Below are 12,719 nucleotides of genomic sequence, written 5' to 3' on the forward strand. Positions count from 1 at the left end.
TCTCTCTAGGCTTGCGGCGTGGACATCCTCGCCTCGCTCTGGTCACGGGCAACCCAGACTTCTCCGCCCCTCGAGTTCGCGATGCTCGCCGGGGCTCTCGTGGTCGGGGCACTCCTCGTCGTCCTCCCGGGCACCTGGCACACGGTCCGGCACGCCGTGACGGTTGTGCACGAGGGCGGTCACGGTCTCGCGGCCGTCGTCACGGGGCGCCGCCTGACCGGCATCCGACTGCACTCCGACACCTCCGGCCTCACCGTGTCGAAGGGTCCGCGCACCGGGCCGGGAATGGTGATCACCCTGCTCGCCGGCTACACGGCACCCGCCCTTGCCGCACTCGGCGCCTCCTGGATGCTGAGCCGAGGGTATTCGGCGGGGCTCCTCTGGGCACTCCTGCTCGTGCTGGCTCTGATGCTGATCCAGATCCGCAACTGGTTCGGGCTCTGGGTGATCCTCGTCGGCGCAGCCATCGTGTTCGCCGTGACGTGGTTCGCCACCCCCGAGTGGCAACTCGTCTTCGGGCACGTGCTGGCCGTCGTGCTCGCACTCGGTGCACTTCGCGCCAGCATCGAGCTCCAGGCCAGCCGCACCCGCAGCCGCACGCAGCAGTCCGACGCCGATCAGCTCGCCAGGCTCACCCACTTGCCCGGGCTGTTCTGGGTGTTCGTGTTCGTCCTGGTGGCTCTCATTGCCGCAGTTGCCGACGTGTGGATGCTCGTGCCGCAGGGGCTGCTGACCGTCTGAGCCGCCGAACGGGCGGCCCTTCGGGGTCAGGCCGGGGCGGAGGCGAGCGCGTGCACGGGCACCCGTGAATTGAGGCGCCCACGACCATCGAGCCCGTCGAGCTCAAGCAGCACGGCGATGCCGACGACCTCGTAGCCGGCGCGTTCGAGCAACGTCATCGAGGCCTCGGCCGTTCCGCCCGTCGCCAGCACGTCGTCGACGACGAGCACCCTCGAGCCCGCGGGCAACTGGCCGGGGCGCAACTCGATCGACGCCTCGCCGTATTCGAGCGCATACGTCTCGCTGAGCACCTCGCCGGGGAGCTTGCCGGCCTTCCGCACCGTGAGCACGCCGGTGCCGGTCTGAGCGGCGATGCCTCCGGCGAGCGCGAAGCCCCTCGCCTCGATTCCGGCGACTGCGGTGAAGCCCCCTTCGAAGGGCTCGGCGAGGGCGGCGCACACGACGCCGAACGCCTCCGCATCGGCGAACACGGGGGTGATGTCGCGGAACAGGATTCCGGGCTTGGGGAAGTCGGGGATGACCGCCGTGAGGCGATCGATGAGCTCGGAGGCGCTGGAAGCAGACATACGCTCCAGCCTAGAGAACCGACTGCGGATCGTTCGCCTCGCCCCTGTGCCCCGGACTGGGGTGTCTCCCTCCCCCGAACGGGCGCTCGTTGTTTGCGTGCCCGGCTGGTGGACTTGGACGACGGCCGACGCCGAGTGCACGGTGTGCTCGCGGGGCCGATTTCAGGGGTGTCTCATCGCGATGTCAGGCCAGCGTCTTCGATGGATCGTGCGCGTCGTCGCGATGACGGGTGCCGCGGCCGTGGTCGGGGTCGGCCTGCTGCAGGGGATGGACGTGCACGCCGCGCCGGCGAAGGTGCCGACGGTGGCGCAGGTGCAGAAGGCGAAACCGAAGACGCTCTTTCCGGGCGGTCTCGCGACGCAGCCCGACACGAAGGCGGCCTCCGTCGTCGCCGACCTGAAGAAGGCGAAGCGCACCGCCGATGCGAGAGCCATCGCGCAGATCTCGTCGCAGCCCGTCGCGGTCTGGCTTGGCGACTGGTACACCACGGCCCAGCTCAAGAACGTCATCGCGAAGTCCCTTACCACTGCGGAGGCGCAACACCGCACGGCGACCTTCGTGACCTATGCGATTCCCGACCGCGACTGCGGCGACTACTCGGCGGGTGGGCTCACCGCGGCGCAGTACGGGCCGTGGAACAGGGTGATCGCGGCAGCCCTGAAAGGGCACCGCGCCGCCGTGATCGTCGAGCCGGACGCCCTGGCGATGATCAGCAACTGCCCCTCGGTCGAGAAGACCCGCGTGCCGCTGATCAAGGCGGCGGTGTCGACGCTCGCCGGTGCCGGCGTCACCACCTACCTCGACGCGGGCAACTCACACTGGGTCGACCCGGCCGTCATGGCTTCCCGCCTCCGAGCCGCCGGCATCGCCAAGGCCCGGGGTTTCGCAACCAACGTCTCGAACTACTACCCCACCACCGACGAGCGCGCCTACGGCACAAAGGTGTCGAAGCTCACCGGCGGATCGCACTTCGTCATCGACGTGTCGCGAAACGGAACCGGCTGGAAAGGCACCTGGTGCAACGCCACGGGCGCGGGCCTCGGCGTCAACCCGCGCGTCGGATCCGGTGCCACGAAGGTGGATGCCCTGCTGTGGGTCAAGACGCCGGGCGCCAGTGACGGCACCTGCAACGGCGGGCCGACCGCCGGCACCTGGTGGGAGGACTACGCCCTCGCCCTGGTGAAGAACCGCACCGCGACGAAGTAGCCCCCGAGCCGTCTTCTCTAGGGGACGTCGACCACGGTCAGCCGCTGCGTTGGCCGAGTCATCGCCACGTAGAGTGAGGCATTGCCCCGCGACGACAGCGCAAGGATCCGAGACGGCGAGACCACGACGACCGAATCGAACTCGAGACCCTTCGACGTCGCCGGGCTCAGCACACTGATGGGCCGGGTGAGCGAGGCTGTTCCGGGAGCGACCTGACCCGGGAACCGGGCGTCGAGCGTCTCGACGAGAGTCGTGACGAGCTCGGGCGGGGCGATCACGGCGAGGGTGCCGGAATCGTCGATGTCGCGGTCGACGACGACGGCCTCGAGCGTGGCTGCCGCAGGATCCTGCGAAGTCGTCTCTCGAACCGGCCACTCGCTGGCGCGCACCGACCGGCTCGGGGTGATCGCCAGTCCGCTCGCCCGGGCGACGCCCTCGGCGTACTCGACGATCTGGCTCGGGGTGCGGTAATTGACGGTGAGCTCTTCGAGACGCCAGGCGCCCTCGCGGCGGCGGCGGCCGAGGAGGCTCTGGAGGGCGCGCTCCCACGAGTCGGCCGATGCCGGCGACGACGCCTGGGCGATGTCGCCCACGACGGTGAACGACCGCAACGGGCAACGACGGGCGAGGAGGCGCCACTGCATGGGCGACAGCTCTTGTGCCTCGTCGACCACGACGTGACCGAAGGCCCAGGTGCGGTCGCCGCCCGCCCGCTCGGCGGTCGTCATGGAGGCGGCCCGCTCGGCGAAGTTGCCCGCGATGTCGGACGCGGTGACCATCCCCTCGACCTGCATGTTCTCGATCGCGCGCTCGGCGTTCTCGATGTCGCGCTTCTGCTGCTGCTTGCGGGCGCGCTTCTCGGCGTCGACCACCGCGTCGAATTCGCCGAGCAGCTCGGCGGCCTCGTCGAGCAGCGGAACGTCGCTGATCGTCAGCGCCTCGCCGCGGGGTCGCCGGAGGAGCGCCCGCTGCTCGGGGGTCCACTGGGGGGTCAGCGAGGCGAGCCAGTTGGGCCGGGCGTAGAGGTCGTCGAGGAGCTTCTGCGGCGTCAGCGGCAACCAGGCCGTGTTGAGGAGCACGCGCACGTCGTACGACTGGCGGATGTCGTCGCGGAGCACGAGTTCGTCGGAGTCGTCGATCGTGGTGCCGCGGGCCTTGAGCTGGGCGACGAGCTGCTTCGACAGGGCGGCGAGCGCGTGCTTGTTGAACGTGACGCGACCCTCGTTGTGCGGCTTGCCGCGCTCCTGAGCACGACGCATGGCCTCGGCGACCAGCTGCGGCTGCACCGTCATCCGCTCGCCGTCGATGTCGACCACGGCGGGCTCGGTCGGAACGATCTGCCGCGAGCGGACGGCGCGCTTCAGCAGGTCGGCCATGCGAGCCGACCCCTTGGCTGCAGCGACGTCGGGTGCGTCGTCGACCGTCGCCTCGACGCCGGGATAGAGGCCGCCGAGGCTCGACAGCACGACGCCGGACTCACCGAGTGACGGCAGCACCTGCTCGATGTAGCGGAGGAACGACCGGCTCGGGCCGACGACGAGCACCCCGGAACCGCGGAGGCGCTCGCGGTGCGAGTAGAGCAGGAACGCGGCCCGGTGCAGGGCGACAGCCGTCTTACCGGTGCCCGGCCCACCCTGGACCACGAGGACTCCGTCGAGGCCGGAGCGGATGATGCTATCCTGTTCGCCCTGGATCGTCGCGACGATGTCGGTCATGCGCCCGGTTCGTTGGGCCGTCAGGGCTGCCATGAGCGCGCCCTCGCCCTGCAGCTGCGCGTCGCCGCGGTCGAGCACGGTGGGGTCGAAGACCTCGTCTTCGATACGGGTGACCGCGCGCCCCTCGAGCGTCAGGTGCCGGCGAGCGCGGGCGCCCATCGGGGTCGCGGCGGTCGCCTGGTAGAAGGCGCTCGCACCCGGAACACGCCAGTCGAGGAGGATCGGGTGGTGCTCGGTGTCGCGGAGCCCGACCCGGCCGATGTAGCGGTAGGCGCCGGTGCTGCCGCCGCCATCGCTGCCGTCAGTGCCGTTAGTGCCGTCAGTGCCGTCGGTAGTGACGGTGTTGTCGGGGCGGTCGCCCGCACGCAAGGGGCTCGTCGTCTCGTCGGGCTTCTCGAGCTCGAGGCGCCCGAACGCGAGCCGGTCGTCCACCTCGCTCAGCTGGGCGAGAGTGTCTTCGTAGAGCCGCGCATACGCGTCGCGCTCGCTTCGGCTCTGATGATTGCCACCGACCATGTCGCGGCGGGTGGCGACCAGTCGTTCTCGCGCTTCCGCTTTGAGCAGGTCGAGGCGTTCGTAGAGCGTCGACACGTAGTCGCGTTCGCGGTCGAGTTCAGATGGCAACAGGCGTGCACTCCTCGGGAAAAGTCGGCCTCAATTCTACCCACCCGTGACCGGGCCCTCCGGACACCCCGTTTAACCGAGAAGACCCGCACGACCGGTGTGAACGCTCCCCTGGAAGGGGTGTTCGCACCGGTCGTGCGGGCCAGAGTCGCAGAGGGAGCTAGAACTCCTCGTGCGTCTCGGGGTCGCCGTCCCAGAGGCGTCCGCGCTCGAGGCCGGAGATACGCACCACCTCGTCGTCGCTCAGCTCGAAGCCGAAGACGTCGAGGTTCTCGCGCTGACGCCCGGCGTCGGCCGACTTCGGCAGCGGCACGGCGCCGAGCTGCACGTGCCAGCGCACCACGACCTGGGTCGGGGTGACGCCGTGGGCGGCCGCGATGTCGACGATGACCTGCTCGGTCAGCAGTTCGGACTGCTTGCCGATGGGGCTCCAGCTCTCGGTAATGATGCCGAGCTCGGTGTGCACCGCGCGAAGGGCCGCCTGCGGGAAGTACGGGTGCAGCTCGACCTGGTTGACCGCGGGAACCACGCCGACCTCGTCGATGACCCGGCGCAGGTGGGCCTCGGTGAAGTTCGAGACTCCGATCGAGGTGATGAGCCCGTCGTCCTGCAGCTTCTTGAAGGCCCGGAACGACTCGACGTACTTGTCGATGCGCGGCAGCGGCCAGTGGATCAGATACAGGTCGACGTGGTCGAGCCCGAGGTTCGTGCGGGTCTCCTCAAAGCTCGCGAGCGTCTCGTCGTAACCGTGGTGACGACCCGGCAGCTTCGACGTGACGATGATCTCGTCGCGCGGCACGTCGGTCTCGCGCACGGCGCGACCCACGGCGTCTTCGTTCTCGTAGTTGAGAGCGGTGTCGAGGATCCGGTACCCGGTCTCGAGCGCCGACTTCACCGCGTCGGTGCCCTCGGCGCCGTTCAGCTTGTACGTGCCGAGGCCGACCTTCGGGAAGGCCGTCCCGTCGTTCAGCGGGGTGGTGGGGACGCTGATGGGCTCGGCCATCAGCTCACGCCCAGGAGGTCGATGATGAAGATCAGGGTCTTGCCACTGAGCTGGTGGCCGCTGCCAGCGGGGCCGTAGGCGAGGTGCGGGGGCAGGACGAGCTTGCGACGGCCGCCCACCTTCATGCCGGGGATGCCCTCCTGCCAGCCGCGCACGAGAGCCGCGAGGGGGAAGTTGATGGATTCGCCGCGACCCCACGAGGAGTCGAACTCTTCGCCGGAGTCGTACTCGACGCCCACGTAGTGGACGTTGACGGTCGAGCCGGACTGGGCCTCGGCTCCGTCGCCGACGGTGATGTCGGTGATTTTGAGCTGCGCGGGAGCCGGGCCCTCGGGAGCGTCGATTTCGGGCTTGGTAGATGCATCGTGAGTCATGCCCCCAGTCAAGCATGAGAGCCCGGCTGGGCGTCCCATGCCGGTGATGAACCCCGTGGGAGCGCGATGGGCTGCTCGCTCGCGTCCTCCCTGCGAAGGAATCGAGTGGGCAGCCCATCGACAAACCGGTGATGCCGTTCACACCGAGAATCGAGTCATCAATGCGAACGCATGCAGGCTACGCCGGTTCTTGCACAGTCTGCAAACCAGCGCATTAACGGGCAGACTAGAGCCTTGTCCAATCACGCCCCTGAGGCCGCGGCCCCCGCACGCAAGCGCCTTTTCGTCGACCTGAGCCCGCTCCACGAGAGCCCGGCATTCGCACGGCTCTGGATCGGCTCCTCCATCTCCGGCATCGGGGCGCAGCTCACCCTCGTCGCCGTCGGGCTCGAGATCTACGACATCACCAAGTCGACCTTCGCCGTCGCGCTGGTGGGCGTCATCTCTCTCGTGCCGATGATCATCGCCGGCCTCTACGGCGGCATGCTCGCCGACGCCTTCGACCGCCGGATCGTCGCCATCATCGCCGCCGTCGTCGCCTGGGTCACGACAGGCTGCATTGCCCTGCACGCCTGGCTCGGCCTCGACAACGTCGCCCTGCTCTACGCGCTCACCACGGTCGACGCCGTCGCGGCCACGGTGATCGGCACGTCGCGGGCCGCGATCGTGCCTCGGCTCCTCCCCGCACGCCTGCTGCCCGCGGCGTCGGCGCTGAACGGCATCGGCACCGGCGTGCAACTGACACTCGGACCGGCGCTGGCCGGGATCCTCGTCGCCTCTGTCGGTTTTCCGCTCACCTACACGGTCGACGTGGTGCTCTTCACGACCGCGTTCCTCGGGATCCTCGCCCTGCCGGCCATCCGACCCGAGGGCGCGACCCAGCGACCCGGGCTCGAATCGCTCCTGTTCGGCATCCGGTTCTTGCGCCGCTCCCCCAACATCCGCATGACCTTCATCGTCGACATCATCGCCATGACGTTCGGGCAACCGCGAGTGCTCTACCCGGTGGTGGGAGCCATCCTCATCGGGGGCGGAGCCGTCACGGTCGGTGTGCTCACGGCGTCGTACGCGGTCGGGGCGCTCGTCTGCAGCGTCTTTTCGGGGCGGCTCGGGCAGGTGCGGCGACAAGGATCCGCGGTGAACTGGGCCATCACCGCGTACGGGGCGTGCATCCTCGCATTCGGGGTCGTCCTCCTCGTCGCACAGCTCGGCGGCGAGCACGGAACCGGCGGGCTCACCGACGACTTCTGGTCGGCGAACCTCGGTGCGATCGCGTTCGCGGCGCTCGCCCTCGCCGGTGCGGGCGCGGCCGACAACGTCTCGTCGATCTTCCGGTCGACCATCTTGCAGTCGGCGGCGCCCGATGCGATGCGAGGACGCCTGCAGGGCATCTTCATCGTCGTGGTGACCGGCGGGCCGCGCCTCGGCGACCTCTTCGTCGGGCTCCTGGCGCTGGCCGGAACGGTGTGGCCGCCGCTGCTCGGAGGCGCGCTCATCATCGCGCTGATCGGGCTGCTCGCGCGGGTGCAGCCGTCGTTCCGCCGGTACGACTCGCTGAACCCGACGCCGTAGCGCGGTGCGCTGGGGCCGGGTGTGCTGTTGTCTGGTGTGCCGAGGTCGGTCGGGCTGCTTGCAAATTTGAATGAGATCCGTCACCCCGACCCCGCCCGATCGGCATGGATGCGTGTCGGCGCTGCAGTTTCTCCTTCAAATTCGGAGGCGGGCGTGGACCGGTGCGGCGAAGCGACGCGGATCGGCCGAGGTCGCGCGCCGCGGCGGTGTGACATCGGCCGATTCGCGCGATGTCGGGCAAAGAGACGCGGATCGGCCGAAGTGACGCGGCGAGCCACGTCGGATTGGCCGAAACGCGTCGCTTCATCTGCGGCGGGGCCGGCGACCGCAAGACACGGCAGACCCGCAACACGCGGGAGACCCGCAGGATCCGGCAGCCCCTAACCGGGGTCGACGCCCGAGCGCCCGGCACCCGGGTTCGGCTCGGCCCACGCCGGCATGCCCGACGGACGGCTCGCCCACTGGCCCATTCCTGGCCCACCCAACCCCGGCCCGCGCGCGGCTGCGACACCCGGTGCCTGCAGGTACGGCCGGGCCGAGGCAATCGCCGCGAGCAACTCCTGCTCGTCGCTCTGAGCGGCCGCCCTTCCCGACGCCGAGTGCCGCATCGACACGATCTTCTGGCGCGTCGACGCCAGCCGTGTGGCATCGGAGATGAACCCGGCCATGACCGGCCCGAGCCCGTTGTATTTGGCCCAGCGTTGGGCGCGGCGTCGTGATGCTCCCGACGAGAGCATCGCCACCTCGGACTGGTCGAACCAGCCCGCGCCCGCGTAGTCGGCGAGACGCAACCTCGTCACGCGTCGCTCGAGGTAGCGGAGGACGACCACGAGCACGACACACGCCACGAAGATCGGCACCTGAACCAGCACGTAATAGGCGAGGAACCGGTCGCCGACGACGACGAGTGCGCCGTTCCACAGGGCGTGAAGCAGCATCGCGGGCACGAGCCCCACCGCGAAATACCCGAGGGCGCCGAGAGGCCCGGTGCGCCGCGAGGCCACCCCGAGCGCGAAGCCGACGCACGCGGTGTAGATGATGTGCCCGAACGGCGCCATCAGCGCCCGCACGAGAAAGACGCCCGCCACGCTCTCGCCGCCGAACGCCTGGTGGACGACCTGCACCGAGAAGTACTGGATGTTCTCGACGAACGCGAACCCCGCGGCGACGGTCGCCGCGTAGACGATGCCGTCGATCGGGCCGTCGAAGGTGCGGCGGAAGATCCAGAGCACGAGAAGTACCCCGACGCCCTTCGCCGTCTCTTCGACGACGGGCGCCTGGACCACGGCGCCGACGATGTCGGCTGTCTCGCTCTCGCCGGAGGCACCGAGCGCACTCTGCACGGTCTGGACGGCGAAGTCGAAGAGGAGGGCGGCCCCGACCGAGACGCCGGCACCCCAGAAGAAGGCGAAGATCAGGGCCACCCGGGGCTCAGGCTCCCATCGGTCGACCAGCCAGATACCGAACAGGACGATGACGAGCGGGACGACGGCCAGGAGAATGCCGATCGTGAGCACCTCGGTGGGCAGCACGGACACGAAGTAGACGACGACCGCCGCCGCGAAGCAGGCGATCACGACGAACCCGACCGCGAGCGCGGCGAAGCTCGTCGCGGGGCTCCTCCGTCGGAGGGCGGGCGGCGGATGCGGGCTGTTCCCCCAGGTCATGGGTCGAGAGTACCCGCGGCCTCCGACACCGACACCCGGCCCCGGTATCCTGAGGCAATGACGGGACGAGCGCTGCGACCGGCGCAACCCTCTCGAGAGGCTGCGCTTCGTCTCGGGAACCGGGTGTCTCGGATCCTCGTCGCGATCTGGTCGCCGATCTGGGCCGTGCTGCGCGCAATCGGCCATCTCGCGCGTGCCGTGGCGCTCTTCGTGGCCCGACTCACCTGGCCGATCCTCCGGCCCATCGGCCACGCGACGGCCGCACCCTTCGTCGCCGGGTGGCAGAAGTGGCTCGTGGTCGGGGCGAAGGATCCCATTCCGTGGCGGTATGCGCTCCGGCGCACCTACCACGGGTTCCTCCGGCACCGGACGGTCGACGCCGGCGCCGCCCTCGCCTTCTTCTCGACCCTCGCCATCTTCCCGGGTGCGCTCAGCGTGGTGTCGGCGGTGGCCCTCGGGCAGAGCGATGGCGACGCGGTCGACGACATCCTGAACATCGCCCGGCTCGGCATCGGCCAGTCGGCCGCGGACGCCCTCCGACCGCCGTTGATCTCGCTGCTGAGCCTCTCGGTGCCGGGGGTGTCGCTCGGGGTCGGGCTCTTCTTGACGCTCTGGTCGCTCTCCGGCTACGCGTCCGCCTTCGGTCGCGCGCTGAACATGATCTACGGCGTGCAAGAGGGGCGCCGGTTCGCGAAGTTCCGGCTCGAGATGCTTCTGCTATCTGCCGTGATGATGGTGCTGTTCGCCGCGATCGCCGCGATCTTGCTCATCACCCCGTCGATCGCCGAAGCCATCGGGGCGCAGTTCCGGTTCGGGGGGCTGCTCGTGCTTCTCTGGAACTACCTCAAATGGCCGGTGCTGGTCGGCATCGTGGTGCTCACCATCGCGCTGCTCTACTACTTCTCGCCCAACGTGAAGCACCCCCGCGTGCGCTGGGTGTCGTACGGTGCCCTGTTCGCGATCGGCGGCTGGGCCCTGGCAACGGTCGGCTTCGCGATCTACGTCACGACGTTCTCGAACTACGACCGGGTGTACGGGTTCCTCGGCGGAGCCGTCGTCGTGCTGGTCTACGCCTTCATCTCGAACTTCGTGCTGGTGCTCGGCGGCGAACTCGACTCGCAGATCATCCGGGTTCGCTACCTGCAATCGGGCGTCGAGGCGGAAGGGCTGATTCCGCTGCCTCTGCGTGACAGCAAACGCAACCTCGCCCTCGCGCGGCACCAGTCGCTCGACCTCGTCGACGGCCGGACGATGCGCCTCAAGGCCGTCCGCCTCTACGGCGAGCCGACCCTCGACGAGCACGGGCAGCCGCACATCCGGCCGCGATTCCAGACGATGTCGGGCAGTGCGCGGCCGGGGCTGTCGGACGAAGACGACCGCGCGGGGCAGTAACTTTTGGGCGCGGCGGTGGCCGCCGCGCCGTGCCGGGAGACGAGATGCAGGATCCTTCTCTCCCGCCCGCTGGGCGCTGGCGCGGCGAGACTCCAGAAGTTGCCCATGCGGGCAGCTCGACATAGGCCATTACTGGAGTCTCGCGGCCCAGAGGTGAAGAAAAGGGAGGATCAGCCGGTTGTCTCGTCGGCGTGAGCCGCATCGAGTGACGCCAGGTGCTTCGTGATCTGCTCGGCGGTGACGACCGGGATCGACGACGTGATCGCCTCGAGGCCCGACAGGCGCGCGGGCGACAGGACGTGCTCGACCTGCTCGGCCGTCATCAGTCCGGCGGCGACCACGAGGGTCGCGATCGGCGTCTCGGTGGCGAGGGCCGTGTGCGCGATCGACGCCGCAGCCGCGTAGCCGATGTACGGGGTGAGGGCCGTGACGACACCGATGTTGGTCTCGACCTGCTGGGCCAGCCGCGACGTGTTGGCCTGGATCCCGTCGATGCAGTTGACGCGCAGCGTGCGGCAGGCCCGAGAGAGCCACGAGACGCTCTGCAGGATCGAGTTGGCGATGACGGGCTCGAACGCGTTGAGCTGGAGCTGACCGGCCTCGGCAGCCATCGTGACCGTCACGTCGGCGCCGGCGACCGCGAAGGCCACCTGGTTGACGACCTCGGGGATCACGGGGTTGACCTTGCCGGGCATGATCGAGGATCCGGCCTGACGTGGTGGGAGCGTGATCTCTCCGAGGCCGGCCTGAGGCCCGGACGACAGCAGCCGCAGGTCGTTGCAGATCTTCGACAGCTTGATCGCGCTCCGCTTGAGCGCTCCCGACACGGTCATGTAGACGCCCGCGTCGCTGGTGGCCTCGATCAGGTCGGGGGCCGTGACCATCTCGATGCCCGTCAGCTCGGAGAGGTGGCGACGCACCGCCTCGGCGTACTTCGGGTCGGCGGTGATGCCGGTGCCGATGGCCGTCGCGCCGAGGTTGATCTCGGCGAGAAGCGGCAGGGTGTCGCGGAGGCGCTCCTGGTCTTCGCCGAGGGTGTGCGCGAAGCCGGTGAACTCCTGGCCGAGGGTCATCGGCACGGCGTCTTGCAGCTGCGTCCGCCCGACCTTCAGCACGTTGCGGAACTCGGTGCCCTTGGCCGCGAACTCGTCGGCCGTCCGGCCCAGCTCGTCGACGAAGGGGCCGAGGGCGAGGATCATCGCGAGCTTGATCGCGGTCGGGTAGGTGTCGTTGGTCGACTGGCTGCGGTTGACGTCGTCGATCGGGTGCAGGAATTCGTACTCGCCGCGCGCGTGCCCCAGGATTTCGAGGGCACGGTTCGCGATGACCTCGTTGCTGTTCATGTTGGTGCTGGTGCCCGCACCGCCCTGCATCACACCGACGCGGAACTCGTCGTGCAGCGCTCCGCCGCGGATCTCGTCGCAGGCCTGCTCGATGGCGCGGGCTTTAACGGGGTCGAGCACGCCGATCTCGACGTTTGCGCGGGCCGCCGCCTGCTTGACGACCGCGAGCGCCACAACCAGCTCCGGGTACACCGAGATCGGCCGATTCGCGACCGGGAAGTTCTCGACCGCACGCAGCGTGTGGATGCCCCAGTAGGCATCGGTCGGCACGTCGCGCGAGCCGAGCGAGTCGGTCTCACGTCGCGTGGTGGGCTCGCTGGGGGCTACTCGGACGTCGTCGTCGGTCATGCGCCAAGCCTAGCTTTCGCGTCGGTTTCGTCGAGGGTTGAACTGAGGCTAGGGGGCCCGGCCGCCAATTTGAGAGCGATCCGGCGGAGCACACCCCGTGCGGCAGTAACTGGTGTGACTGCGGGGCAGGATCGCTCTCTAATTGGCGGGATGCGGCGAGACGGGCG

General features: G+C 69.2%; 10 protein-coding genes. 4 read left to right on the forward strand and 6 right to left on the reverse strand.

The window, feature by feature from the left end:
* Nucleotides 1–18 precede the first annotated feature (18 nt).
* The gene (locus EDF39_RS09010; RefSeq protein WP_233573101.1) at nt 19–741 is read left to right on the forward strand and encodes a M50 family metallopeptidase; all 723 of its coding nucleotides are present in this window, start codon (nt 19–21) and stop codon (nt 739–741) included.
* 26 nt (nt 742–767) lie between these two features.
* Here EDF39_RS09010 and EDF39_RS09015 read toward each other — a convergent pair whose 3' ends face one another.
* Nucleotides 768–1,307, reverse strand: coding sequence for an adenine phosphoribosyltransferase (locus EDF39_RS09015; protein WP_123942481.1), 540 nt, complete (start codon nt 1,305–1,307; stop codon nt 768–770).
* A 181-nt stretch (nt 1,308–1,488) separates the two neighbouring features.
* Here EDF39_RS09015 and EDF39_RS09020 point away from each other — a divergent pair, with 181 nt between their 5' ends.
* Nucleotides 1,489–2,514: a glycoside hydrolase family 6 protein gene (locus EDF39_RS09020; RefSeq protein WP_158613196.1), complete on the forward strand. Its 1,026-nt coding sequence runs from the start codon at nt 1,489–1,491 to the stop codon at nt 2,512–2,514.
* A 17-nt stretch (nt 2,515–2,531) separates the two neighbouring features.
* Here the strand turns inward: EDF39_RS09020 and EDF39_RS09025 are convergent, their stop codons facing one another.
* The 3 genes from EDF39_RS09025 to EDF39_RS09035 form a co-directional block, all read right to left on the reverse strand.
* Nucleotides 2,532–4,853 carry a UvrD-helicase domain-containing protein gene (locus tag EDF39_RS09025; protein ID WP_370275177.1) on the reverse strand — a complete coding sequence of 774 codons (2,322 nt, stop codon included), beginning with the start codon at nt 4,851–4,853 and terminating at the stop codon, nt 2,532–2,534.
* A gap of 160 nt (nt 4,854–5,013) precedes the next feature.
* The gene (locus EDF39_RS09030; RefSeq protein ID WP_123942485.1) at nt 5,014–5,856 is read right to left on the reverse strand and encodes an aldo/keto reductase; all 843 of its coding nucleotides are present in this window, start codon (nt 5,854–5,856) and stop codon (nt 5,014–5,016) included.
* Nucleotides 5,856–6,230, reverse strand: a complete 375-nt coding sequence (locus EDF39_RS09035; protein WP_123942487.1) for an FKBP-type peptidyl-prolyl cis-trans isomerase — start codon at nt 6,228–6,230, stop codon at nt 5,856–5,858. Before EDF39_RS09035 ends, EDF39_RS09030 begins: the two co-directional genes overlap by 1 nt.
* A 234-nt stretch (nt 6,231–6,464) precedes the next feature.
* Between EDF39_RS09035 and EDF39_RS09040 the strand changes: the two genes are divergently transcribed.
* Nucleotides 6,465–7,802: an MFS transporter gene (locus tag EDF39_RS09040; RefSeq protein ID WP_233573100.1), complete on the forward strand. Its 1,338-nt coding sequence runs from the start codon at nt 6,465–6,467 to the stop codon at nt 7,800–7,802.
* 380 nt (nt 7,803–8,182) lie between these two features.
* Here the strand turns inward: EDF39_RS09040 and EDF39_RS09045 are convergent, their stop codons facing one another.
* Entirely contained in the window at nt 8,183–9,469 is a 1,287-nt protein-coding gene (locus EDF39_RS09045) for a PrsW family intramembrane metalloprotease (protein WP_158613197.1), read from the reverse strand.
* Between the two features lie 57 nt (nt 9,470–9,526).
* Between EDF39_RS09045 and EDF39_RS09050 the strand changes: the two genes are divergently transcribed.
* Nucleotides 9,527–10,861 (forward strand): YihY/virulence factor BrkB family protein, encoded by a 1,335-nt coding sequence (locus EDF39_RS09050; RefSeq protein ID WP_123942490.1) that lies wholly within the window; start codon nt 9,527–9,529, stop codon nt 10,859–10,861.
* Nucleotides 10,862–11,031: 170 nt separating this feature from the next.
* Here EDF39_RS09050 and EDF39_RS09055 read toward each other — a convergent pair whose 3' ends face one another.
* Entirely contained in the window at nt 11,032–12,552 is a 1,521-nt protein-coding gene (locus EDF39_RS09055) for an aspartate ammonia-lyase (protein WP_123942492.1), read from the reverse strand.
* Nucleotides 12,553–12,719: the final 167 nt, after the last annotated feature.

Source organism: Frondihabitans sp. PhB161 (assembly GCF_003814635.1).
In the GTDB taxonomy this organism is placed as follows: domain Bacteria; phylum Actinomycetota; class Actinomycetes; order Actinomycetales; family Microbacteriaceae; genus Frondihabitans.

Coding starts and splice junctions, on each gene's coding strand:
- EDF39_RS09015 (WP_123942481.1), bottom strand. CDS start 1,307: ATGTCTGCTTCCAGCGCCTCCGAGCTCATCGATCGCCTCACGGCGGTC.
- EDF39_RS09050 (WP_123942490.1), top strand. CDS start 9,527: ATGACGGGACGAGCGCTGCGACCGGCGCAACCCTCTCGAGAGGCTGCG.
- EDF39_RS09045 (WP_158613197.1), bottom strand. CDS start 9,469: ATGACCTGGGGGAACAGCCCGCATCCGCCGCCCGCCCTCCGACGGAGG.
- EDF39_RS09055 (WP_123942492.1), bottom strand. CDS start 12,552: ATGACCGACGACGACGTCCGAGTAGCCCCCAGCGAGCCCACCACGCGA.
- EDF39_RS09020 (WP_158613196.1), top strand. CDS start 1,489: ATGTCAGGCCAGCGTCTTCGATGGATCGTGCGCGTCGTCGCGATGACG.
- EDF39_RS09035 (WP_123942487.1), bottom strand. CDS start 6,230: ATGACTCACGATGCATCTACCAAGCCCGAAATCGACGCTCCCGAGGGC.
- EDF39_RS09030 (WP_123942485.1), bottom strand. CDS start 5,856: ATGGCCGAGCCCATCAGCGTCCCCACCACCCCGCTGAACGACGGGACG.